Origin of the sequence: Sphingomonas sp. 1185, assembly GCF_040544655.1 — a bacterium.
Classification (GTDB): Bacteria; Pseudomonadota; Alphaproteobacteria; order Sphingomonadales; family Sphingomonadaceae; genus Sphingomonas.
Genome location: NZ_JBEPKL010000019.1, coordinates 1 through 23,779 on the forward strand (window position 1 = coordinate 1; position 23,779 = coordinate 23,779).

Below are 23,779 nucleotides of genomic sequence, written 5' to 3' on the forward strand. Positions count from 1 at the left end.
GCTCAGTTCGCCGTCATCTTCGGCGAGCGTTTCATCCGGGCCATGGCGGCGTAATGTTCATCCGCCCGCCCGCACACGAAATTCCTGACACTCCCGGGCCATGGCGGCATAATGTTCATCCCGCCCGCCCGCACACGAAATTCCTGACAGTCCCCGGCTACCCTGTGCCAGGGCGGCGTTGGCATCATCGGCAAAGGTTGGTGAAATGCCAATGGTTATGCCGGGCGCGGCGGCCATCGACATCGGTTCGACCATGCACATGGCAGCGGTCAATCCCGATGCGGACGATCGGCCCGTACGCGCAGTCAACACATTCACCGGTGATCTTAATGACATGGCGCGCTGGTTCAAAGCGTGTGGCGTCACAAGCGTGGCTATGGAACCACCGGCGTCTATTGGATCCCCGCTTTTCGGAGTGCTGGAGGAGCATGGTTTTCACGTAATCCTCGTAAATGCGCGGTATGCAAAGAACGTCCTCAGCCGCAAAACCCATGTGAATGATGCATCGTAGGTTCAACGGTTACACAGCTATGGCCTCTTGCGTGGCAGTTTTCGCCCCAGGGCCGAACCATCCCCCCTTCCCCCCCTGTCTGATGTGATGCTGGTATGAAGGTGTTGCGGAAGGGAGCCCGTCCCCCCCGAGGGTCTGGAGCCCGATAGGGAGCAAGGGTCCCTTCCGCGTTGGTCACAACCCTGAACAGTTGCTTGGGACTCCCGATCCCGCACGACATGGACAGGAGCCTTACCCATGCCACAGGCCGTCATCGGCTGCGACCTTTCGCGTGCCCTTATCGACATCTGCGAACTGCCATCAGGTCGGAGCGGGCAGATCGCCAATACACCGGATGCCATCACCACCTGGCTCGACACGCTCGACCACGACATCCGCCTCGTCTTCGAAGCCACCAGCGGCTGCGACGGCGACCTGATCGCTGCGCTGGCGACACGCGGCCATCCCTTCTCACGCGTCAATCCGCGCCAGGCCCGCGAGTTTGCCAGAGCCACCGGTACGCTGGCCAAGACCGATCGCGTCGACGCCCGTGTCCTGGCGCAGATGGGCGCGGCGCTGGACCTGCCCGCTACCATCCCACTCAGCCCAGCCCGTTCGCGTCTGGCCGATTTCTTGCGCCGTCGCAGGCAGTTGGTCGACATGCGCAAAGCCGAAAAGCTCCATCGCCATAGCGCAGGTCAGCCCGAAATCGCCCAAGCCATCGAAGCCATGATCACTCTGCTCGGCCAGCAGATTGCCGATCTCGGCCGCCAGATCGCAGGCTTCATCGCTCAGGATCACGCCCTGTCCGAACAGGCCCGGCTGCTGACGGCCGTTCCCGGCATCGGGCCCACCGTCCTCGCCACCATGCGCGACAGGATGCGTGCCAAGGGCAAGGCGCCAAAGACCATCCTTATCGCCGTCACACGGCAACTCCTCGTCATCCTCAACGCCATGATCCGCAAGCGACAGCCTATCGCTCTCGCATGAACATCACAGTTGCCCCCCGGAAACGCGCCGTCACTTCAGGCAAAAAGATCGCGAATGGCGCTTCCCCGGAAGCGATTCCGCAGCCGCCGCCTGCGATGCTCCCCCGCATCATGGCGCATGTGACAGGCCTGGCACAGCGCCGCCAGGTTGCGCGGCCGGTTGTCGGCGGGGTCGTGGTTGAGGTGCGCGCTGGCCAGGATCACGCGGGTTCGGCGGAACGGTAGGGGCGGGGCGATGCCGGCCAGGCCCGGTTGCGCGTGGATCATGGCGGTGGGGCTGGGCAGCGCCCTGACCCCCCTGCCCCGGCCGTCGCGCCAGCGGGCGCGGGTGTCGTCCCACCAAGTTCCGTCGCCCAGATGCACGATCTCGCGTCCGTGCGGCCGCCCGCAATGCTCGCACCGCCCCTTGGCTCTGCCGAAGCGGATCAACGCGGACAGTTCGCGCCAGTCGATCGGGTAGAGCCAGCGATGTTCGCGTGCGATCGGCATGGCCCTTTGTGAATCGATGGGCCGCAAACCCAAAGCGAAAAGGCGACTGATTCAGAAAACTCATCAAGCTCTTCAAAAAAGCTCAAAAAAACATATCTGGAAGGGTTAGAGCGTTAGAAGGGATTTAAAGGGTTAAGCCGTGTTTTCCACAGGCTAAAATGCCGGATTCGCTCGCTTTTTTAGGTCTCTCGCGTTCCCGACATATCGAGTGTCCGTTCCCGGAGTATCGTGATGGGCGTTCCCGATGTATCGCCCGACCGTTCCGGGAGTATCGTTGCCCGTTCCCGATATATCGAAAAGGCGGGACGGACGCCATTGGAGTGGGTCGGATTGAATCAGTTTTCGACCGATCCCGCGTGGTGAGGTTCAAAGTGGCGACCAGCCGGGACACGCGATCGTAGCGACGATCGAACACGCGATATTTCGGGAACGCGTTCAGGCTGCGCATCCCTCCTGCGTCGCAATTCCAGCGGCCAAAATGGCGAGAAGGGAGCGCCATTGCCGCGCTCCCCTCCCCTGTCGTCAGCGAAGCAGGTGCCGGTTCTTCGCGTCGAAACGCCGCACATAGCCGATAAAGGCGTTCTGATAGCTGACCGGCGTGCGGGCCGGATCGCCCTCGACCCAGGCTTTGAATTCGGCGTGCAGGGTCTGATAGTCCCAGCCCGGACATTCGGATCGCAGCAGGGCCAGGGTCGCGTCGGTGATCTCTCCGAAGGTCGAGCGGGTCGACAGGCTCTTGACGCTGCGACGGATCAGCCCGCTGGCATCCAGGTCCTGGTCGGAGGGGAGCGGCGCAGTGTCCTCCGGCGTCGGGACCTTGGGGGATGGCGCGGCAGCGGCCCTGGTCTTTTTCGGGGGCGCAGGGACGGCTGGGCCAGCCCCCTCCCCTTCCGCCCGCCGACGCATCCTGAGGCTCGGCTCGCGCTTGCCCTCGGCCTGTTCGAGCGTCAGGGCATAGCCGGGCAGCTCGTTGCGCTCGGCGATCTTGGCGATCTCGAACTTGAAACGGCGATATTGTCCCTCGGCCCCCGATTTCTCGAACAGGGTCGGCATGGAGATGGCGAAGCCCCCCTCCCCTGCCCCGCCGGCATGTTTGCGCGCGACCTTGTACAGCCAGCGTTCGCGGCCGCCCGAAATGTCGAAATAGGCGCGGTCGATCGACAGCACGCCGCCCGTCATCATCACGCCTTCATAGAACCAGCTGGACAGCTCGATCGTCATGCCGCGCGAGCGTTCGGTCTTTTCGTCGACCAATTGCGTCCAGCCGTCGAGCCAGCTGAACGTCGCCTCGCGCCTGTTCTCGGCGCGGATATTGGTCTTGACCGTGGTCGACACCAGCCGGTCGAGCGCCTGGCCGAGCAGCTCATAGGCACGCCCCGTCGGCTGGCGCCCGATCGCGCGCAGCAGGTCATAGGGCATCAGGTGCAGCTTGCGCGGCACGTCGTTGATCCCCCGCCGCGCCATGTCGGCCAGCATCGAGGCGCAATAGATCAGGATGTCGGCATCCCAGATCGTCGCCATGCCATAATCGGGATTGCCCGAGACATGGACCCACAGCTTGCCATCGGGCGAGCGATAGTCGATCGGCTTGACCCGTTTCGACTTGGCCAGGCTGAAGAAAGGCCGCTCCATCATCTCGCGCTGGTCGCGTAGCGGCAGGTCGGCGAGATAGGGCAGGAACAGCTCGAACTGTTCGGCCGATCCGTCCTTGGGCTTCGTGCTCATGCGTCATGACCCCGACGCATGTTTCCCCGGGGAAACATGCAAGATGGGCGGGCCAGCGTGTTTCCCCGGGGAAACATCAGGGTTGAAGCCCCCTGCCCGTCTGTTCGAGATGCGCCAAAGCACCGCGCAGCGCCGTCACGATTTCCTCGACATCCGCGCCCGAACCGGCATGAAGCCGCACCGTCACGCCCTGGCGGTTGGCCGACTGGACCGACAGCACGGGGCGGCCATAGCGGTTGTGATAGCTGTAGCGTTCCGGCTCGCCATCCTCCCCCAGCATCATCTTGCGCGCGGTCAGCAGGCGGTGGAGCACCTCGTTGGCCGGGATGGGCGACTGCCCCGCCTCGCGCCGCTCGGCCTGTTGGCGCGTGATATATTGGGCCACGCTCATGATGGCCGACGCCTCGCCCTTGTCCTGCATCGCCTGCGCCAGCGCATAGCCTGGCTTGAGCTGCACCTCATGCGGCGAGGCGAAGGCGGCGACCACCTCGTCGGGCAGCGCGGCGACCTTCAGCATCTTGGACAGCCAGCCCTTGGACAGCTTCAGCCGCTCGGCCATGCGGGTCTGGTGGTTGCCATAATGGGCGGTCAGCGCGGCCAGGTAATTGCGCGCCCGCTCATAGTCCGATACATCGGCGCGTGCCCGGTTCTCCAGATCGGCAAGGCGGAACGCGGCCTCGTCGTCCAGCTGCGCGACCTGTGCCACGAAGACCATGTCGGGATAGCTGTTGGCGCGCAGCCAGCTGATCGACCAGTGGCGCCGCGTGCCCGCGATCACCTCATAATCATGATCGGGATCGCCCTCGATCCGGCGGACCACGGCGGGGACCTTCTGCCCCCCCTCGGCGATGATCGAGTCGATCAGCTCGCGGCAATGCGCCTCGGTCAGCAGGTCGTAGTTGCGGGCATTGCCCGACCAGATCTTCACCCGCGCCGGGTCGAGCAGCAGCTGCGTGACCTGTCGCACCTCGCCGCTGGCGACGCGGGCGAGCGCGGACTCGCGGCCGAGCAGGGTCGTGCCCCGGCTGCGTTCCGCCACGGCCTCGCGGGCCGGGCTGGGGGAGGGGGCGTCGCCCTCTTCCTCCGCCAGCAGGGCCGCCAGATAATCGGATTGTTTACGCGCCATCTTATGCCTCCCGCCCGGAACATAGGCAGAACATTATCGTGTAGGAAAGGGGAAGCCGATCAAGCCGCGGCATGGATCACCGCTTCCTCGCTCAGCGGTTCGACCCGGCCCCAGCTCTGGCGGACCAGCTGCTCGACCTGGCGCATCGCTTCGTCCAGATTGGCGCGGCAGCGTTTGTGCGTCTTGGGCGTACCGATCGGCTTTTCCAGCTCATAGACGGTCATCATCCGCATCGCGGCATGGCTGATCTCGGCCGACTCCAGGATGGGGACGGGGAGGAGCGCGGGGCCGAAGCTCTGCTCCATGATCGCGCGGACCATGGCATGGCTGGGGTCGTTGCCGTCGAACTTGGAACAGATCAGGCGGACGAACTGGTAATCGACCTCGATGCCCGCCCCGGTCAGCTGGTTGAGCACCTGATCCATCATCGACAGGAACTGGACGGTCGAACAGAAATCGGGCGTGGTCGCGGCCATCGGCACCAGCAGCGCATTGGCCGCCTGCATCACCGCCAGGCTGATCGTGCCCAGGGCAGGGGGCGGATCGAGCAGCACCACATCGTAATTGCGCGCCAGATCGGCGAGGCCCCGCTTCAGCTTGCGGAACCGCGCGGCCAGCACCGATCCGCCGTCGCTGCCCGCCGCGGCCAGCTCATATTCCACGTCGAACAGTTCGAGATTCGACGGGATCAGGTCGACATTGGGCCAGGGGGTGGGCTTGACCGCATAGGCCAGGTCGGTCTGGGTCGGGTCGATCGACAGATAGGGGTAGAGCGTTTCTTCGCGGGTGACGTTGAAATGCGGGTTGAAGCCGAACAAAGTCGTCGTCGTCGCCTGGCTGTCGCAATCGACGACCAGCACGCGGTAGCCTTGCACGGCGAAATAATGGGCGAGATGTGTGGTGACGGTCGACTTGCCGACGCCGCCCTTGAAATTCTGCACCGCGATGATCGCCGGAATGTCGAGCGGCGCGCGCGCCGGGGAGGCGCCCAGCACCTCGCGCATGTGGAGTAGCTCCTCGACGGTATAGCCCTGGCGTCGGCCATTCTCGGTGGTCGGGGCGGGGGGGAGGCGGCCATCCTCCTCGGCCATGCGGATGCGGTTGGTCGAACAGCCGAGCAGCTGCGCGGCCTCGGCAATGCCGAAGCGGACGTGCAGGCCCTTGCGGCTTTCGGGCAGGAACGCCTTGCGCCGCAGCCGCTCGATCATCCGCTCGCCCGCGCTGGCCAGATCCCCGATCTGGGACAGCATTGCATGATCTTCCGCCACTCGCGCACCCCTTGAAGCTTTTGGGGGTGGTTAATGGCAAAGTTCATTCAATCGGGCAAGGTGGAGGGAAGGGGGAAGGATGTTTCCCCGGGGAAACTTTCCCAAATCCTCCCCTGCAAGGGGAGGTGGCAGCGCGCAGCGCTGACGGAGGGGTGTCGCGCTATCGAGAGGGGGACACCCCTCCGACGCGCTACGCGCGCCACCTCCCCTTGCAGGGGAGGAATTTACCTGGCCACCACCATCCACACCGCCATCCCGATCATCATCAGATTCTCGGTCAGCGACAGAAAGCCCAGCGGCACGTTGCTCGATCCGCCGACACAGGCGCATTTGAGGTCGCGCCGGTCGATATAGACCGCCTTCACCACCGACACCGCGCCGATGCCCCCGATGAACAGCGCGATCGGGACGGACAGCCAGGTCAGCACCCCTGCGATCATCAGCACCCCGGCCAGCCCCTCGGCAAAGGGGTAGATATAGGAATAGGGGACCCAGCGCTTGGCGAGCAGGTCGTAGTTCAGGAACATGGTCGCGAAGCTCTCGACATTCTGGAGCTTCAGAAGGGCGAGCACCGCCATGCTGAACGCGATGAACCATTCGGCCGCGCGGGTCGTGAAGGGGGTGGCATAGACCGCCTGGGATGCGGCCAGCGCCATCAGCGCGGTCATCGCGAAGAGCGCGGCGACCGGGCGATAGCTGGTCGCCTTGGGATCGGCGACCCGTTTGCCGAAGAAGCGGCGCAGATCGTCATAACCACCCACCCGCTCGCCCTCGACGAAGATTTGCGGGGTGGTCTTCACGCCATGCTGGGCCTTGAAGGCGTCGGTCTCCTCGCGGGTGCGCAAATAATGGTCCTCGACCTCGTACCCCTGTCGGCGCAGCAGGTCCTTCGCCTTCAGGCCGTAAGGGCAGGTGTGGGTCGGCATCACCATGCGGTAGAGAATGGCTTTGCGGGTGGCGGTCATGGTCCTTCTCCGACTGGGGTCCATGCGCCATATGGCATCCGTACCATGGTACGGAGTCAAGACGTGTCGGAATGGACCATCGCCGGATTGGCGCGAGAAGGCGGGGTGGGGGTGGAGACGATCCGCTATTACCAGCGGCGCGGGCTGCTCGACACGCCCGAACGCCCCGCCGGGGCGAGCGCGGGGGGGCGGGTCCGGCGCTATGGCGCGGAGGATCTGGGGCGGTTGCGCTTCATCCGCTCGGGCCAGGCGGCGGGCTTCACGCTGGAGCAGATCGGCGAGCTGCTGGCGCTCGACGCGACCGACGACCGGGCGCGGGTGCGCCAGCTCGCGCGGGAGCGGATCGTCGCGCTGGATGCGCAGATCGCCGCGCTCGAACAGGCGCGCGCCTCGCTCCACGCGCTGGCCGAGCGGTGCGCGGGCGAGGGGGCGGGGCCGTGCCCCATCCTCCGGTCGTTCGAGGGGGAGGGGCGCATGACGCCGGAATGAAATTTCGCGTCACATTTAATCTATATTGATGGTTAATGGCGCAGGGCCGCTCCGCTTCCCCCGCCATGAGTTGATCCGTGACCGATACGCCCTTTCCGAGCCGACGCCTTTTCCTGACCGGCACCGCCTGTACGATTGCATTGCCGCTGATCCCCGGTTGCGCCGACGACAAGGCGCCGTCGGACCTGATCATCCCGACCCCCACCCCGACCCCGCAACCCGGCCCGACGCCCACACCGACTCCCACGCCGACACCGACCCCCGCGCGGCCGACCACGCTGGCGGCCGACCGGCTGACCATCGCCTTCGCCGGGTCGAGCAGCAGCGCGCAATATCTGTCCAATTATGACGGCCCGGCGACCAGTTCGGCGGTCGTGTCGACCGGTGACGGGATCAGCTTCGTGCCGCTCGGCCGGGGGGCGTTCGGCAAGACGGCGGGGCTGGCGATCAACGCCGCGACCGGGCGGACGGTGCGCTATGTCCGTGGCGGGGTGGGCAGCACGACGCTGATCCAATGGGCCGCGTCCCAATCGACGATGCGCGCCGATCTGGTCCGGGCGATCGTCGCGGCGGGCGGGGTCGATGCGGTGCTGTTGCAGGTCGGGCGCAACGACGTCGCGGACCGGCTGACCGGCGATCTCGCCACCCAGCTGGGGCTGATCCGCACGCTGATCGCCGCGCTGCGCAGCGAGACGCGGTTGCCCGACCTGACCGTCTTCATCGGCGGGTCGCAGAATATCGGGGGCAACGACGCCGGGCTGCACCGGATGCAGGCGATCCAGCGCCAGGCGGAGATGACCGTCGCGCTGGGCGATCCCCATGTCCGCTATGGCTTCACCACCTATGACCTGCCGGTGGTCGACGGCATCCACCAGAGCGAACAGGGGCAGGTCCGGTCGGGCCAGCGTTTCGCCGCGCAGGTCCTGGCCTGGTTGCAGGGGCAACCGGGCCCGCGCGGACCGCGCCTGGCCTCGGCGCGCGCGGTCGGGGCGAGCCAGACCGAGGTGACGCTGGCGCTGGCGGACGGCGTCGACTTCACCCCGGCCAGCGCGATCCTGGGCTTTCAGGTCACCGAGAACGGACAGGCCGTGCCGATCACCGGCGCGGTGCGGACCAGCCGGACGACGATCCTGCTGTCGCACGGCGCGATCGGGACCGGCGCACGCGGCGTCTCCTATGGCCTGGCCACCGATCCCGACGATCTGAACGGCGTGCATGACGGCAGCGCCGATCGGCTGCCGATGGAGCCGTCATTGGGGATCGTCGCCGTCACCGGCTGACGAGCCGGGCGCGGTCGGCCATCCCGCCCCGGCACAGCGCCCCGAAGCCGTCCCCTTGTCCCCGGCGCCCCCGCTATCCTAAGCCGGATCGCCGTTCCGATGCGCGGCCGCCCTCGCCTGTCCCGTGGGGGAGGCTTGGGGGAGGCATCCGGGGGGAAGGGGACGGCGATGGGGACAGGATCGTCACGGGGGGATCACGCCATGCCATATCCTGTGCGCGCGCCGTCCGGCCTTTGGCACGGCTTCGCCACCTCGCGCCGGGTGATCCCCGCGATCCTGCTGATCGCCATCGCGCTGCGCCTGGGGCTGATCCTGGCCTTTCCGATCGCGCCGCGCGGCGACTCGCTCTGGTATCTGATCCGGGGGCGCGAGATCGCGCAAGGGCTGGGCTATCAGGAAGCGGGCTTTCCCACTGCCTTCTGGCCGGTCGGCTATCCCGCGCTGCTGGGGCTGGCGACTGCGCTGTTCGGGCCGTCGCTGGTCGGCCCGATCCTGGTCAACCTGATCGCGCAGGCCGCCACGCTGGCGCTGATCCTGTGGTTCGCGCGGCATCTGGGGGCAGGGGAGGGGGCGGCCCGGCTCGCGGCGCTGCTCTATGCCGTCTATCCCGCGCATATCGCCTATAGCGGAGACACCGCGGCCGAACCCAGCTCGACCGCGATCGTCATGGCGGGGACCGCGCTGATGCTGAAGGCGCGGGGGCGGATCGGCCCTGCGCTGCTCGCCGGGCTGGTGCTGGGGGCGGGGGCGCTGATGCGGCCGCAGATGATGCTGTTCCCGGTGCTGCTGGCGCTGGTCCTGCCGGTGGCGTGGCGCGGCCATGGCGTGCGGCGGGCGGGGCTGACGCTGGCGCTGGTGCTGGCGGGCATGGCGGCGGTCCTGCTGCCCTGGAGCTGGCGCAACCAGGCGATGCTCGGCGCGCCGGTCCTGGTGTCGAGCAATAGCGGCGTCGCGCTGCATGCCGGGGCCAACGACCTGGCCGATGGCGGCTATTTCCAGGTCGAGCGGTCGCCGCTGTGGGATCAGGTCGGCATCCCCTTTGCCCAGCGGGTCGAGCGCCAGATGGAGATGGAGCGCCGGTTGAAGACGCTGGCGATCGACTGGATCGCCGCGCATCCGCTGCGCTGGGGGCTGCTCGGCCTGCGCAAGATGGCGCTGCTCTGGTGGAAGGACAGCGACGGCTTCTGGCCGCTCGACGCCAGCCATCCCGCGCGGCGCGGGCTGTGGCGCGCGATGCAGGGGGTGAACCAGCTCTTCTATCTGGCGGTGCTGGCGCTGGGCCTGGTCGGCACCGGCCGGGCGGCGCGCGCGGCGTGGCGGGGGACGCCCGGCGCGGCGATGCTGATCCCCGCCGCCATGCCGGTCTTCTGCACCGTCCTGGCCTTCGGCTTCACCGGCCAGACCCGCTATCACTATCCCGCCATGCCCTTCGTCATGATCCTGGCGGGCTGGGTCGCGGCAAGCGTGATCGCCGGGGCGACGGAACCAAGCCGCCCGCCCGCCGCTATCCCGGATCATGGCCGATGACGACAGCAATCCCCCATCCCAGCCCGGGCAGCCGCCCCGGCACCGCGCCGTTCCCAGCGGCCGCTTCGCGCGCGCGGGTGCGTTCGGGCGGCTGGCGGGCGGGGTCGCGGGCGGGATGCTGGCCGAGGGCGCGCGGCGACTGGCCAGCGGCGAGCGGCCGAAGCTTGGCGACCTGATCCTCACCCCCGGCAATGCCGCGCGGGTCGCCGACCGGCTGTCGCACCTGCGCGGCGCGGCGATGAAGCTGGGCCAGATGATCTCGATGGATGCGGGCGACCTGTTGCCGCCCGAGCTCCAGACCATCCTCGCGCGGCTTCGCGACCAGGCGTACCGGATGCCGCCCGCGCAGCTCGACAAGCTGCTCCGGGCCGAATGGGGCCCCGACTGGCGACGCCGCTTCCGCCATTTCGAGGCGGCCCCCATGGCCGCCGCCTCGATCGGGCAGGTCCACCGCGCGACCCTGCCCGATGGCCGGGTGCTGGCGATCAAGGTGCAATATCCCGGCGTACAGGGCAGCATCGGGTCGGATGTCGACAATGTCGCGACGCTGCTGCGCGTGTCGAACCTGATCCCGCCCTCGGTCGACCTGAAGCCGCTGCTGGAGGAAGCCAAGCGGCAACTGGCCGAGGAGGCGGATTACCGGCGTGAGGCCGATCGGATGCGTAGCTTTGGCGAGCGGCTGGCGGGCGATCCGCGCTATGTCGTGCCCGCGCCCGAGCCGTCGCTGACCACGTCGCTGGTGCTGGCGATGGACTATATCCCCGGCCAGCCGATCGAGACGCTGGTCGAGGCCGACCAGGCCACCCGCGACGGCGCGATGACCGCGCTGATCCAGCTCGTCCTGCGCGAGCTGTTCGACTTCGGGATGATGCAGACCGATCCGAACTTCGCCAATTACCGCTGGCAGGCGGAGACCGGGCGTCTGGTCCTCCTCGACTTCGGCGCGGCGCGCGAAGTGCCGCCCGAGACCGCCGCCTCCTATCGCCGGTTGATCGAGGCGGGGCTGGCGCATGACCGCGACCGCATCCGCGAGATCGCGGTGGAGACGGGTTTCCTGGGCGAAAGGGCGGTCGCCGCGCACCGCCCGGCGGTCGACCGGATCATCGCCGCGATCGACGACACGATGGCGCGTCCCGGCCCCTTCGACTTCGGCGACCGCGCCTTCGTGCCGGTGGTGCGCGAGGAGACCAAGGCGATGATCGCCGACCGTGACACCTGGCACGTGCCCCATGTCGAGACGCTGTTCGTCCAGCGCAAGATCAGCGGCACGGCGTTGCTGTGCGCGCGGTTGAAGGCGCGGGTCGATATACGCGGGCTGGCGGCGGAGGCGATCGGGGCCGAAATCCGGCTTTAACCCCGGATTCCATCCGGTTCCGGAGCGATCGTCTCAATCGTGAGACGCCGGCCATTCCGTAATGGGCAGCCGCCCCGGACTGATCTAGATTGCGAAGACCGGGCCGGGGCCGCTTCCCATGGCGTCACCCCGTCCCACCCTGTCCAAGCTGGTAAGAAACCATCGTGATCCTGCGCTTCCCCAAGATGTCGCTGGCCCTTCCGTTCGCCCGGACGCGCCAGTGGAGAACGGTCTTCGTCCTGTGCCGGGTCGTGACGCTGGAGAACGACCATCGCCGCCACCTGCTGTTCTGCCAGCCGGTCCGACGCCGCTATTCGCAGAATCGTCGCAAATGGGTGTGGGCCAGGGCGTCATGACCGCCTTGCCCGGGCCGTTGCCGCGCGCGACGCATCCCGTGTCCGACCGCGCGACGCTGGACCGCAGCGCGGACGAGCTGTGCGCGGAATTCGCCGTCGCCTGGACGCATCGGGCCTCCTGGGGCGCATGGTCGCGGCTGCGCGATCTCGTGCCCGGCCATCCCGCCTTCGTCCTGCGGCAGGGCGCGCAGGGGCTGGGCCTCGACACCCAGCGCTGGGACATCAGCGGGGGCGAGGCGTGCTGGCCGACCACCCGGATCTTCAGCCTGACCCTGCCCTGGTGGCGGCGACTGGCCGAGGTTCCCGCGCAACGCTGCCTGATTCCGGTGACCGCCGCGCGCGGCGCGCTGTCTTCGCCCGACGGGCGGGAGGATCGCCCGGTCTGGTTCACGCTCGACGGCCAGCCGGTCTTCACCGTGGCGGGGCTGTGGCGAAGCCATGCGGGCGCGCATGGCTTCGCGATGCTGGGCTGTGTGGGGGGCGAGGGGCCCTGGTCGACGCTGCCGATGATCGTAGCACCCCAGGACCGCGCCCGCTGGCTGGGTGGCGACTGGGCGGACGTGACCGCGCTGCAAAACCCGTCGCCCGTGCTGCCGATCCGGATCGGGCTTTGCGAGGGGCCCGCCGCATCCTATGAGCGTTGCGATCGCGACAGCGCATGGCCCCCATCCCGGAGGACCGCGCGGGGCTGACGCCAGGGGCATTGCGTGACGCGATCGACACCGCACAGGGGATATGGCGTCGCGGTACTGATGGCGCTGGTCCATATGCTGGCGGTCGGCGACCGTTTCCTGCTGTCCGTGCTGGTCGAGCCGATCAAGGCCGAGCTGCATCTGGGCGACGACGCGATCGGCTTCGTCCAGGGGCCGGCCTTCGCGCTGGTCCATGGGCTGGCGATCGTCCCGATGGTGCTGGCGGCCCGGCGCTGGCCGCTGGCGCGGTTGCTGGCGCTGGCGCTTCTCGGGTCGAGCGTTGCGACGATCTTGTGCGGATGCGCGGCGTCGGTCGCCCTGCTGGTCCCCGCCCGGATGCTGATGGGGCTGGCCCAGGCCGCGATCGGCCCCGCCGCGGTCGGGTTGATCGGGCTGGCCATGGAGCCCGGCCATCGCGGGCGCGGCATCGCCTTGTTCACCGCCGGGGCTTCGCTGGGTCGGGGGCTGGCGATGATCGGGGGCGGTGCGCTGCTCGCGCTGTTCGCCGGACTGGCACCCGCGACCGGGCCGGCGCCGTGGCGGCTGGTGCTGTTCGCGATGGGGGCGGTCGGCCTGCCGCTCGCCTGGCATGTGGGGCGAAGGCCCGATCCCGTCGCCCGGCCGGGCAGCGCCGCGATCCGGATGCGACAGGCGCTGCGCGCGATGGTGGCCGACCGCGCGAGCCTGGCCCCGCATATCCTGTCCGCGCTGTGCGCCGCGCTGGCGCTCCAGTCGCTGACCAGCTGGTCGGCCAGCCTGATGATCCGGCAGCATGGCCTGACCCCGCCGCTGGCGGGCGCGCAGGTCGGGCTGGTGATGATGCTGGCCGGGGTGCTGGGCCATGGGCTGGGCGGCTGGCTGTCCGACCGGTTGGGGCGGGGGAGGGGGCGCGGGACCACGCCCGGCCTGATGCTGCTGGGCCTGGGGCTGTGCGGCCTGGCGCTGTGGCCGCTGACGCGGGCCGGGGGCTGGGCTGGGGCCGGGGACGCGACGCTGGCCGCGCTGGCCGTTGCGGTCATCGGCCTGTCGGTGACGCTGGCCAACGGGCTGATCGGGCTTCAGGCGCGCATCGCGTCCGCCCTCCGGGTCGAGGCGACGGCCCTCTTCCTGACGGTCATCACCCTGTCGGGCACCGCGCTGGGCCCGTGGCTGGTCGGGATCGCCAGCCATGCGCTGACCGGGCTGGCCGATGCGGTGGCGCTGGTGCTGGGCGCGACCTGCGCGCTGGGATGCGGCGCGGCACTACTCGCCTATCGGCGCGCCCGCTAGTCCAGTTCGCTCATCCAGCCGTTCCAGCGCCGTGCCCCCAGCGTGGCGCTGTCCGCCTGGCCCTGGCGCATCCGGGTCCGATAGGCGTCGGGGTCGACATCATGTTCGGCGCGAAAGGCGCGGGTCAGCCCGGCCGCATCGCCCAGCCCATAAGCCCGCGCCAGTTCGTCCAGCGATACGGGAACCGCCCCCTCCAGCGCCCGGCGGACCGCGTCGACCCGGCGATGCCGGACATAGCGCGCGATCCCGCCATTGCGCTCGTACAGGCGATAGAGCGTCGCGCGCGACAGGCCGACCCGCTCGGCGATGGCCGTGCCGGTCAGCTGCGGGTCGGCGATTTCGCGGTCGATCAGCCGGTCGACCGTTTCGCGCCGCAGATGGTCCTGGCGCCGCGCCTCCACCGCCACGTCGCGCGGGCCGCCCAGCGCGGTCGGCAGCAGCTCGATCAGCGCGCGGGCAAAGGCGCGGTCGTGCCCGTCGTCGAGCATCGGCGCATGGCGGACCAGCGATTGCAGGAAATCTCCCAGCATCGCGGTGTCGGGCGCGTGCGCGACCTGGCCATGCAGCGCCCCCAGGCTGCCCAGCGCCGCATGGACCAGGTCGCGCGCGATGCTGGCGGTGATCATGTGCAGGTCGCGCGCCTCGGTCCGGTGGCCGCGCCGCGTGTCGAGAAAGACGATGTCGCCCGGCCCCGCCCGCTCGAATCCGCTGCGCGGATGGCCGACCAGCGTGCCCGACAGGACATGGTGGAGGACGATATGGTCGAACCCGTCCGCCTGCACCCGCTCCTCGCGCGCATGCGCCATGCCCGACAGATGCCGGTCGAACAGCAGCAGGTGGCGAAAGCGCCAGCCGGTGACGCGCGCCCGGAACGGCCCGTCCAGCCGCACCACATCGGCCCCTTGCGCATAAAGTTCGCGGTAGCGGGCAAAGGCGACATGCTCGGCCAGGCCCTCGCTGGAAAAGCCGATCGCTTCCTTCAAATCCCGCTCCCGATCCTCACCCTTTCCGATCCCGATGCCGGATGGGTGATCTGGATCAATTCCCCATGGCCGCAATGGCTCCGCCTGTCAGGCTCGTCTTGCGAATGGGGCATAAAACAGGCATATAACGGGCAAGGAGTGTGCCGATGCTCGCCGCCTTTCTCGACGATATCCGCGATCACGACATGATCGCCCCGCGCCGCATGGCCGAGCGGTTGCGGCTGCCGCTGACCCGGCTGGCCAAGCTGGCGCAGGTCAACCGCAACACCATGGCCGCCAAGCCGGGAAGCCCGGCGGTCCAGGCGCGGCTCGGCGAGATCGCCCGCATCATCGCGCGCGCGGCCGAACTGTCGGGCGACGAGGGGCGCGCGATCATCTGGTTCCGCCACCAGCCGCTGCCCGGCTTCGGCAAGACCCCCGAACAGCTGGTCGAGGAAGGCCATGCCGCGCTGGTCCTCAGCGACCTGGATCGCATGGCCGAGGGGGTCTATTCCTGACGGCAAAGGGGGACAGGGTGCCCTATCCCCTGCGCGCGCTGCGCTGCCCGCTCTGGCGGATGCTGGCGATCCGTTACCAGCGCGATCCCTGGTCGGGGGAGGGGGCGCGGCGGCATGGCGGACGCTGGAACGCGCCGGGGCAGGCGGCGCTCTATCTGGGCACCGACCACGCCACCGCCATCGCCGAATATTATCAGGGCCTCGCCAAGCCCGGCACGCTCGCCCCCTATCGGCTGGACGCGACCGCGATCGCCGACCTGACCGACGGACAGGGCCGCGCGGCCGACGAGCGGATCGCCCTGGCCCTGGCCGCACCCTGGAAGGCCATCGCCGGGATCGAGGGCGGCCTCCCGCCCAGCTGGGTGCTGGCGCAGGAACTGATCGCGAGCGGCGCGGAGGGCGCGCTGGTCCCCTCCGCGCAAAATCCGGGCGGCACCGCGCTGGTGCTGTGGCGCTGGCACCGTGCTGACGGATTGGGGGCCGACGAATCGAGGGAGGGCGCGGCGCTGGAACTGCTCGATCCGGACCATGTACTGACGCCGCATCCCTGAGCGGTGCCGATTTGCTTCGGTGCCGTCGACCGGCAACTGGCCGCGCAAGTGATCGGAACGCCCGATCCTTTCCGACCCCCGAACCGTCAATGATGGAAATTCGGTAACTCCGGTCGTACCAAGAAAAGATAAATGACTTTATTTCGTCATGACGATCACGTCATGATTTCACGTGACATGACGCCGACTTCATCATAGGAATCGTCCGACAATTGGGGATTTTCGAAAAATGGTGAAGGCAATGTCGCGCGCTCGGCAGGTGAAGGCGCGCGCTCTGGAATCGAGTGCCATTCTGCTTGCGGTGATGGTGGCGGGCCCGGCCTTTGCCCAATGCACCCCCGATCCGACCCAGGCCAACACCACGACGACGTGCAGCGGCACCGACAGCAACGGCCTGACCGTCACGACCTCGGGCACCACGGTCGATGTGGCGACCGGGGCGACGGTGACGAACAGCGGCGCGCCGGCCATCGCCTTTGCGATCCCGACCTCGGCCACCAGCTATCCCTATGGGGTGCTGACCGTGGGCGGCCGGGTCGATGGCGCAGGCCAGACCGGCGTGCAGTTCGTCCGCCAGACCACCGCCAACAGCTATTCCAGCGGCCAGCTGTCGGTGACGGTGCGCGCGGGCGGCAGCATCAGCGGCGCGAACGGCATCGTCCTCGGCCAGACCGGCAACGGCTATGGCAGCACGACCGCGTCGATCGACAATAGCGGCACGATCAGCGGCACGGGGACCGGCTCGGACGGCTATGCGCTGCTGTCGAGCAACCCGACCTATGCGGGCTTCCAGACGATCACCAACCGCGCAGGCGGCACGATCGGCGCGATCAGCGGCCCCGTCGGCACGCTGACCAATGCCGGCACCATCGATGGCGGCAGCCGCAGCGCGATCGATGTGGGCGCGACCTACAGTTCGGCCGTAGCGTATAGCTATGGCTGGACCAACAGCGGCACGATCACGACGAACAGCACGGCTGCGACGCTGGCCAACATAACGTCGATGTCGTGGACCAACAGCGGCACGATCAGCAATATCGGGACCGGCGCGGCGATCTCGGGGGGGGGCATGACGCTCACCAACGCGGCGGGCGGGCGAATCACCACGGCCGGTACGACGGCGATTGACCACTATGGTACGTTCAGTCTGACGAACGCGGGTACGATCGTCGGCGATGTCACCAGCTCAACGGTCACCTTCAGCGGAGCCATGACCATTGACAACGCCGTCGGCACGATCACCGGCAATGTCCGCCTAGGTCAGGGCAACGATACGCTGACCGTCGGCTATGCCAATGGCGCGATCCGCACCGGGATCAGCGGTACGATCGACGGCGGGGCGGGCACCGACACGCTGCGCATCCGCTTCACCAGCGATACGACCCTGTCCTCGGCGCTGACGCTGCCGACCAATTTCGAACAGCTGACCCTCGCTCCCGATACCAAGACGACGACCACCTTGGCCAAGGACTTTGCGGTGGCGGGGCCGTTGCGGGTCGCGGGCGGCGGAGCGGTCGTCAACAACGCCGCGCTGAGCGACACCGGCACCGTGCTGTCCGATGAATATGGTTCGTCCGGTTCGCCCAGCGTCACCAACGCCGGCAGCATCACCGGCACGGGAGCGCAGACCGGCCTCTATGCCGTCTCGATGAACTATGCGAACCGTTTCGAGAATAGCGGCACCGTGACCGCAACCGGGGGCGGCGTCTCGTTCAACTCGCAGGGTGCGTTCGTCAATTCGGGCACGATCACCGCCAGCGGCACCGCGGTGTCGCTGTTCGGGCCGAGCTTCGCCAATTCGGGCACGATCCGCTCGACTGGCGGAGTGGGTGCGATCCTGTCGGGCTCGTCGGGCTCGAACTGGACCAACACCGGCCGGATCGAGGGCACGACCGCCGGGCTCAAGCTGTCGAGCAGCCTGAGCAACAGCGGCACGATCACCGCGACCGGGACCGGCGTGTTCATCGACTATTACGGCGTGCTCAACAACCAGGCGGGCGGCGTCGTCACCGGGGGCACGCGCGGTATCGGGCCGAACGGCGATTTCGCGGTGTTCAATGCCCGCATCGCCAATGCGGGCACGATCAACGGCGACGTCACCTTCGGCCCGTCCTCGTCGACCAGCTATTACGGCAACAACAACACCTATTTCGCGCTGCCGGGCGGTGTGCTGAACGGCAATCTGAGGCTGACGAGCGGCGATCTGCTCGTCACCGAACTCGCCGGCAGCAGCGGCGACCGCTTCGCCGGGATCACCGGCACGGTGTCGGGGGCGAGCGCGGGGCTGCGCCTGCGCGTGCGGGCCGACACGGCCGCGACTCTGCCGACCACCAGCCCGTTCGTCACCCTCGGCTATGAACTGTTCGACAAGGCCAAGCTGACCCTGACTGGCGCCGCCTCGACGCGACCGCTCTATCTGGCGGGGCAGGGGACGGTCGACCTGACCGCCGATATCGCCAGCACCGCCGGCTCGGTGATCCAGCTGATCTCGCGCAGCCAGGCACCGGGCGAAACCTATGCCGCCAATGCGCTGACCATCACCAGCCGCGGCGCGCTGTCGCTCGCGGTGTCGAACACGAACGTCTATGCGGCCAATGCCGTTTCGCTGGGCAGCGAGGACAGCTTCACCAATGCGGGCACGATCAGCGTCGCCGACACGCGGCCGACCACCTATGGCCAGCTGACCGCCATTTCGGGCGGCAAGAGCGTGACCAATGACGGCACGATCACGCTGAACGGCGCGGCGGGCATCCAATATGCCAAGAGCATCACCAATAGCGGCCGCATCGTCCAGGCCTCGGGCGGCCGCGCCGCGACCGGCGTCTCGGGCTTCACCACGCTGGTCAACAGCGGGACGATCGAGGTGGCGGGCACCGCCGTCATCATGGACTATACGACCGGCACGATCGACAATAGCGGCCGCATCGCCAGCACGGACGGCATCGCGATCGGCCAGAATTACAGTTACGGCACCACGCTGCGCAATCTGACCGGTGGCACGATCGCGGGCGCGACCGGGCAACTGGCCATCCGGCTGGGCGGTGGCCAGATCGTCAATGCGGGCACGATCACCGGCGATGTCGACCTGGGCTATGCCAGCTATGGCGGCCGCTCCTATTCCAATGCCATCTATACCTCCAATGGAGGCACGCTGACCGGCAATCTGCGCTTCGGGGACGGCAGCGACCTGTTCGTCGAGACCGACGGCCAGTCGGGCGTCAGCGGCACGATCGACGGGGGCGGCGGGTTCGACATCTATCGCCATGCCTTCACCAAATCGACGACCGCGACGCTGGGCACCCTGACCGCCGTCAACTTCGAGCGTGAGGACCTTCAGGCGATCGGTGCCGATACCGTCGTGACCATCCAGTCCCAGACCGCGCTGGCCTCGCTGGGGATTCTGGGCGATGGCCAGATCGTCAACACCGCGAATGTCGATGGCGATCTGGTGCTGGGCGACAGCTATTATTCCTACTACCAGCCGCAGCCGCAGGCCATGCTGGCGGCGCTGACCAACCAGGCCGTCGTCAAGGGCGCCATCTCGGGCCAGGTTGCGCGTTTCACCAACACCGGCACGGTCGGCGATGCGGCGCTGAAGCGCACCGCCGTTTCCATCTATGCCGTCGGCGACCTGAGCTTCGCCAATTCGGGCAGCATCCTGAACGACGCCAGCCGTCGCAGCGTCAACCTGTCGGTCAATGGGGGTGCGATCACCGCCACCAACAGCGGCTCGATCGCCCAGGGGTTCAACGCCTTTGCCAGCGACTATAGCTATTACGGTACGACGCCACCGGATGCGCCGCAGCCGCAGAAGATCGCGCTGACCAACAGCGGCACCATCGCCTCCACCGACGAGGGCCGATCGGGCGTCCTGCTTCAGATGAACAATGACCTGGGCGGGTCGATCCAGTTCGACAACAGCGGCACGGTCACCCAGGGCGTCAACGCCTATGCGGGCCGCTACAGCTATTACGGCACGCCGGTATCGGACGCCGCGCGCTCCTATGCGATCGCCGTCACCAACAGCGGATCGATCACCGCGACCGGGCAGGGCCGGTCGGCCGCCCTGCTGACGATCGACGATTACCGGGGCACGGGCGGTGCGATCCGCCTCGACAATAGCGGCACGATCGACGCCAGCGGGACATCGGCCTATGGCGTCCGCGCCGGTTTCAACGGCTCGGGCACCGCCGCCACCGGCGCGCAGAGCATCGCCATCACGAACAGCGGTACGATCCGCGCCAATGGCGGCGGGGTGACGATCACCGATCCCTATGCGGGCGCCAGCGTCCCGAAGGATCCCACCGCACCCACCACCTATATCGCCGCGGCCGTGTCGGTCTTCGGCAACGGCACCGCGACCGCCACGATCACCAATGCCGCGACCGGCACGATCGAGGCGACCGGGCCGCTGTCCGTCGCGGTCAGGACCAACGGCGCCGCGCTCGACCTGACCAATGCCGGGACGATTCGCGGCGGGGCGGGCACCACGCTGGCCGCCAATGACACGCTCGTGCGCCAGATCGGCAGTCCCTATCTGGCGGGTGCGATCCACAGCATCGGCGCGACCGACGACAGGATCGTCAACACCGGCAGCATTTTCGGGTCGATCGCGCTGGGCGACGGCAATGACCGGATCGAGAATTACGGCCGGATCGAGGGCAATGTGTTCCTCGGCGCGGGCGACGACACCTTCCTGCACCGCGCCAGCGCGACGCTGGTCGGGACGGTCGATGGCGGCACGGGCACGAACAGCCTGATCGTCGACGCGACCGGGGGCGGGACGGTCAATGGCGACCAGTTCGTCAATTTCCAGCGCTTCAACCAGGTCGGGCAGGGCAATGTCACCTATGCCGGTACTTTCCGCTTCGACACGATCGGGGTTGCGGGCGGAACGGTGACCGTCGCGGCGGGCCAGACGCTGACCAGCACCGGCCCGGTTACCATCACCGGCACCGATGCGAACGAGACGGTCGTCAATTCCGGCACCATCGCCGGTTCGGTCGCGCTGGGCGGCGGGAATGACAGCTTCGTCGAGGGGCCCAATTCGCGCGTCCTAGGCACTCTCGATGGCGGCACGGGCACCAACCTGTACGGTGTGCTGCTCGCGGGCGACCGCAGCGGCATCGGCCAGCGCAGCAATTTCCAGCAGCTGGCGGTGACCGGCACCGGCACGCTGTCGCTGACGCTCGACCAGAGCTTCGACACGGTCGCGCTGGCGGGCACCGGGCTGAACGTCGCGCTGGCGGGCAACCGGATCGGATCGGTCACGGGCTCGGACGCGGCCGAGCAGCTGCGCGTCGATGGCGACATCGCCAGCGTTTCGCTGGGCGCGGGCGACGACCTGCTGGCGCTGGGCACGACCAATGCGGCGGGCCGTTACGATGGCGGCGCGGGCACCGACAGCTTGCGCTTCGCCGCCAATGCGCCGGTGGTGCTGAGCGGGGTGGCGACCGGATTCGAGACTGTGTCGCTGACCGGCAACGCGCTGACCGTCACCGGTTCGCTGGGGTCGCAGGGTGCGCCGCTCGGCTTCGGTGACGGCGATACGGCGCTGACCATCGCCAGGGGCGGCACGCTGGCCGGGGTCATCGACCTGGGCGCGGGCAATGACAGCTTCCGCCTGGCGGCGGGTTCGGTCCTGATCGGCAGCGTCGCGGGCGGCGCGGGCAACGACACCGTCACGCTGGAGCTGGCGGGCAACCAGATGCTGGCGGCGGGCACGCTGACCGGGTTCGAGACGCTGGCGACCGAAGGGACCGGCGCGCTGACCCTGACGGGCGCGCAAAGCTATGCCCAGGTCAACGCCGCGACCGACCTGACCATCGCCTCGGGCAGCAGCCTGACCGCGGGCCAGGTCGCCTTCACCGGCGGAAACCAGCGCTTCACCATCGCGGGCACCTTTGCGGGCGCGGTCGATGGCGGGGCGGGCACCGACACGATCGCGCTGTCGGGCGGCACCGCTGCCGCGCCGGTCGCCTTCACCAACGTCGCCAATGTCGAGGCGCTGGCGATGACCGGCGGTTATGCCACGGTGTCGGGCAATGCCGCCTTCGGCTCGGTCGATATGACGAGCGGTCGCCTGGTCGGTTTCGCCGGTTCGACGATGAGCGCCGCGCAGTTCCTGGTTCGCCAGGGCGCGACCTTCGGTTCGGCGGGCACGGTCAACGGCAATGTGACGGTCGCGGGCATCCTCAGCCCCGGCGCGTCGCCGGGCACGATGACGGTCAACGGCAACGTCACGCTGGCCAGCGGCTCGCTATCCTATTTCGAGCTGACCCCGACCGTGTCGGACAAGCTGATCGTCAACGGCGCGATGACGATCGGCAGCGGATCGACGTTGCAGATCGTCTCCAGCGGCGCGCTGCGCCCCGGCACCTCCTATGACCTGATCGTCGCCAGCGGCGGAATCTCGGGCAGCTATGCCAATGTCCTGAAGCCCGCCGACCTGTTCGGCTTCATCGTCCAGCGTGCCGACCGCATCCAGCTGCTCGGCCAGTTCCTGGGCGATGCCGCCTTCAGTCCGCAGGTGGCGCGCAGCATCGACTATGCCAATGCGACCCTGGCCAAGCAGCCCGCGACCAGCACGCTGTTCGCCGCGCTGCCGTCGCTGCTGACCGCCTCGGGCGCGTCCAATCCGCGTGGCTTCGCGCAGATCACGCCGGAGGCCTATGCCTCGGCCTCGCAGATCGGCGTCGACAATGCGCTGGGGCTGGTCCAGGCGGCGCGCGGGCCCGCCTTCGCCACCACGCGGGAGGATGCGGGCGTCTTCACCTTCGCCCAGACGCTCGGCCAGTGGCACACGCTGGGCGCCGACCGGGCACAGGGGACCAGCACGGCGCAGACGCGCGGCTATGGCTTCCTGGGTGGGGTCGGTTACGGCGATCGCCAGTGGATGATCGGCGCGTTCGGCGGCTGGCTCGACACGCGTCAGTCGATCGCCCCGCTCGCCGCCTCGACCAGGGCCGATGGCGTGGTCGCGGGCGTGCATGGCCGCTATGCGATGCCGAACGGCTTCGGCTTCGGCGCGTCGATCGTCTATGACGGTGCGCAGGCGCGGACCACCCGTGCGCTGCCGGGCACGGCCTCGGGCTTCGGCCGCTATGACCTGCACACATGGACCAGCGATCTGTCGGTCCATTATGCCGCCGAGATGCCGGAGGGCTGGGCGCTGACCCCGCGCGCCGGGATCACCTATCTGCGCACCCGCCGGGCGGGCGTGGGCGAGACGGGGGGCAGCCCCTTCGCGCTCACCGTCGCGCGGCGCGATCTGGTCGCGGGCTTTGCCGATGCCGGGATCACGGTCGGGCGCAGCGATGCGTCGGACGCGCCGTTCCGCCCGTTCGTGACGCTGGGCGCGCGCTACCAGATCGAGGGCAACCGCGCGGTCGCGCTGGGCGGCTATGCCGGGGGCGGCCTGGGCTTGGTCGCGCTCGGCTCCGCGCGCGCGCCGCTGGTCGGCACGGCCACGGGCGGGGTCGCCTATCGCTTCCGCAACGGGATCGACCTCTATGCGACCGGCAGCGCGCAGACCGGCCGCGACGATCACCAGGAAACGATCGCGGCGGGCCTGCGCCTGCGCTTCTGATCGACCGGGGGTGGAGCGGGCCATGTTGCTCCACCCCTTGCTCCTCACAGAGCGGGCAGGCGATATCCTTGCAGCCTCTGCCGGTATGAATTATTATGAACGGCATCGATGGATGCGAGTTCTACGATGGGTGAATATGCC

Annotated in this window: 18 protein-coding genes; 12 read left to right on the forward strand and 6 right to left on the reverse strand. The window is 68.4% G+C overall.

From position 1 onward, the window contains the following. Positions 1 to 205 precede the first annotated feature (205 nt). Both ABIC44_RS13085 and ABIC44_RS13090 read left to right on the forward strand, forming a co-directional pair. Positions 206 to 511, forward strand: a complete 306-nt coding sequence (locus ABIC44_RS13085) for an IS110 family transposase (protein WP_354295906.1) — start codon at positions 206 to 208, stop codon at positions 509 to 511. 237 nt (positions 512 to 748) lie between these two features. Continuing rightward, positions 749 to 1,480, forward strand: a complete 732-nt coding sequence (locus ABIC44_RS13090; RefSeq protein ID WP_354295908.1) for an IS110 family transposase — start codon at positions 749 to 751, stop codon at positions 1,478 to 1,480. Positions 1,481 to 1,515: 35 nt separating this feature from the next. On the opposite strand, the gene ABIC44_RS13095 is transcribed toward ABIC44_RS13090, so the two are convergent. The 5 genes from ABIC44_RS13095 to ABIC44_RS13115 all read right to left on the reverse strand — a co-directional run bounded on the left by ABIC44_RS13095 (position 1,516) and on the right by ABIC44_RS13115 (position 7,052). Further along, positions 1,516 to 1,968 (reverse strand): hypothetical protein, encoded by a 453-nt coding sequence (locus ABIC44_RS13095; RefSeq protein ID WP_354295909.1) that lies wholly within the window; start codon positions 1,966 to 1,968, stop codon positions 1,516 to 1,518. Between the two features lie 522 nt (positions 1,969 to 2,490). Beyond that, positions 2,491 to 3,693, reverse strand: a complete 1,203-nt coding sequence (locus ABIC44_RS13100) for a replication initiator protein A (RefSeq protein WP_354295911.1) — start codon at positions 3,691 to 3,693, stop codon at positions 2,491 to 2,493. A 76-nt stretch (positions 3,694 to 3,769) separates the two neighbouring features. Continuing rightward, positions 3,770 to 4,819, reverse strand: coding sequence for a ParB/RepB/Spo0J family partition protein (locus ABIC44_RS13105; RefSeq protein WP_354295912.1), 1,050 nt, complete (start codon positions 4,817 to 4,819; stop codon positions 3,770 to 3,772). Between the two features lie 59 nt (positions 4,820 to 4,878). Then, on the reverse strand, positions 4,879 to 6,069 hold the full coding sequence (locus ABIC44_RS13110) for an AAA family ATPase (protein ID WP_354295990.1): 1,191 nt from the start codon (positions 6,067 to 6,069) through the stop codon (positions 4,879 to 4,881). Between the two features lie 242 nt (positions 6,070 to 6,311). Then, positions 6,312 to 7,052, reverse strand: a complete 741-nt coding sequence (locus ABIC44_RS13115; RefSeq protein WP_354295914.1) for a MauE/DoxX family redox-associated membrane protein — start codon at positions 7,050 to 7,052, stop codon at positions 6,312 to 6,314. A 45-nt stretch (positions 7,053 to 7,097) separates the two neighbouring features. On the opposite strand from ABIC44_RS13115, the gene ABIC44_RS13120 reads away from it, so the two are divergent. The 7 genes from ABIC44_RS13120 (at position 7,098) to ABIC44_RS13150 (ending at position 14,019) form a co-directional block, all read left to right on the forward strand. Beyond that, entirely contained in the window at positions 7,098 to 7,541 is a 444-nt protein-coding gene (locus ABIC44_RS13120; protein ID WP_354295916.1) for a MerR family DNA-binding protein, read from the forward strand. A gap of 77 nt (positions 7,542 to 7,618) precedes the next feature. Next, entirely contained in the window at positions 7,619 to 8,821 is a 1,203-nt protein-coding gene (locus ABIC44_RS13125; protein WP_354295918.1) for a sialate O-acetylesterase, read from the forward strand. 201 nt (positions 8,822 to 9,022) lie between these two features. Continuing rightward, positions 9,023 to 10,348 (forward strand): ArnT family glycosyltransferase, encoded by a 1,326-nt coding sequence (locus ABIC44_RS13130; protein ID WP_354295919.1) that lies wholly within the window; start codon positions 9,023 to 9,025, stop codon positions 10,346 to 10,348. Then, complete coding sequence (locus ABIC44_RS13135) at positions 10,338 to 11,702, forward strand: ABC1 kinase family protein (RefSeq protein WP_354295921.1); 1,365 nt, start codon at positions 10,338 to 10,340, stop codon at positions 11,700 to 11,702. The genes ABIC44_RS13130 and ABIC44_RS13135 overlap by 11 nt, the downstream gene beginning before the upstream one ends. A gap of 164 nt (positions 11,703 to 11,866) precedes the next feature. Continuing rightward, a complete protein-coding gene (locus ABIC44_RS13140) occupies positions 11,867 to 12,058 on the forward strand; it encodes a hypothetical protein (protein WP_279333562.1) in 192 nt (63 codons plus the stop codon). Next, complete coding sequence (locus tag ABIC44_RS13145) at positions 12,055 to 12,750, forward strand: SOS response-associated peptidase family protein (protein ID WP_354295923.1); 696 nt, start codon at positions 12,055 to 12,057, stop codon at positions 12,748 to 12,750. The genes ABIC44_RS13140 and ABIC44_RS13145 overlap by 4 nt, the downstream gene beginning before the upstream one ends. A gap of 15 nt (positions 12,751 to 12,765) precedes the next feature. After that, a complete protein-coding gene (locus ABIC44_RS13150) occupies positions 12,766 to 14,019 on the forward strand; it encodes an MFS transporter (protein WP_354295924.1) in 1,254 nt (417 codons plus the stop codon). Here ABIC44_RS13150 and ABIC44_RS13155 read toward each other — a convergent pair. Further along, positions 14,016 to 15,002, reverse strand: a complete 987-nt coding sequence (locus ABIC44_RS13155; protein WP_354295926.1) for a helix-turn-helix domain-containing protein — start codon at positions 15,000 to 15,002, stop codon at positions 14,016 to 14,018. The two genes, ABIC44_RS13150 and ABIC44_RS13155, sit on opposite strands and share 4 nt — an antisense overlap. A 146-nt stretch (positions 15,003 to 15,148) precedes the next feature. Here ABIC44_RS13155 and ABIC44_RS13160 point away from each other — a divergent pair, with 146 nt between their 5' ends. The 3 genes from ABIC44_RS13160 to ABIC44_RS13170 all read left to right on the forward strand — a co-directional run bounded on the left by ABIC44_RS13160 (position 15,149) and on the right by ABIC44_RS13170 (position 23,638). Further along, positions 15,149 to 15,499: an antitoxin Xre/MbcA/ParS toxin-binding domain-containing protein gene (locus ABIC44_RS13160; protein ID WP_354295927.1), complete on the forward strand. Its 351-nt coding sequence runs from the start codon at positions 15,149 to 15,151 to the stop codon at positions 15,497 to 15,499. Positions 15,500 to 15,516: 17 nt separating this feature from the next. Then, on the forward strand, positions 15,517 to 16,050 hold the full coding sequence (locus ABIC44_RS13165) for an RES family NAD+ phosphorylase (protein ID WP_354295928.1): 534 nt from the start codon (positions 15,517 to 15,519) through the stop codon (positions 16,048 to 16,050). 241 nt (positions 16,051 to 16,291) lie between these two features. After that, the gene (locus ABIC44_RS13170) at positions 16,292 to 23,638 is read left to right on the forward strand and encodes an autotransporter outer membrane beta-barrel domain-containing protein (protein ID WP_354295929.1); all 7,347 of its coding nucleotides are present in this window, start codon (positions 16,292 to 16,294) and stop codon (positions 23,636 to 23,638) included. Positions 23,639 to 23,779 lie beyond the last annotated feature (141 nt).

Bases quoted from the DNA above. Each gene is read 5' to 3' on its own strand.
- ABIC44_RS13085 (WP_354295906.1), top strand. From the start codon at position 206: ATGCCAATGGTTATGCCGGGCGCGGCGGCCATCGACATCGGTTCGACC.
- ABIC44_RS13090 (WP_354295908.1), top strand. From the start codon at position 749: ATGCCACAGGCCGTCATCGGCTGCGACCTTTCGCGTGCCCTTATCGAC.
- ABIC44_RS13095 (WP_354295909.1), bottom strand. From the start codon at position 1,968: ATGCCGATCGCACGCGAACATCGCTGGCTCTACCCGATCGACTGGCGC.
- ABIC44_RS13100 (WP_354295911.1), bottom strand. From the start codon at position 3,693: ATGAGCACGAAGCCCAAGGACGGATCGGCCGAACAGTTCGAGCTGTTC.
- ABIC44_RS13105 (WP_354295912.1), bottom strand. From the start codon at position 4,819: ATGGCGCGTAAACAATCCGATTATCTGGCGGCCCTGCTGGCGGAGGAA.
- ABIC44_RS13110 (WP_354295990.1), bottom strand. From the start codon at position 6,069: ATGCTGTCCCAGATCGGGGATCTGGCCAGCGCGGGCGAGCGGATGATC.
- ABIC44_RS13115 (WP_354295914.1), bottom strand. From the start codon at position 7,052: ATGACCGCCACCCGCAAAGCCATTCTCTACCGCATGGTGATGCCGACC.
- ABIC44_RS13120 (WP_354295916.1), top strand. From the start codon at position 7,098: ATGGTACGGAGTCAAGACGTGTCGGAATGGACCATCGCCGGATTGGCG.
- ABIC44_RS13130 (WP_354295919.1), top strand. From the start codon at position 9,023: ATGCCATATCCTGTGCGCGCGCCGTCCGGCCTTTGGCACGGCTTCGCC.
- ABIC44_RS13135 (WP_354295921.1), top strand. From the start codon at position 10,338: ATGGCCGATGACGACAGCAATCCCCCATCCCAGCCCGGGCAGCCGCCC.
- ABIC44_RS13145 (WP_354295923.1), top strand. From the start codon at position 12,055: ATGACCGCCTTGCCCGGGCCGTTGCCGCGCGCGACGCATCCCGTGTCC.
- ABIC44_RS13160 (WP_354295927.1), top strand. From the start codon at position 15,149: ATGCTCGCCGCCTTTCTCGACGATATCCGCGATCACGACATGATCGCC.
- ABIC44_RS13170 (WP_354295929.1), top strand. From the start codon at position 16,292: ATGTCGCGCGCTCGGCAGGTGAAGGCGCGCGCTCTGGAATCGAGTGCC.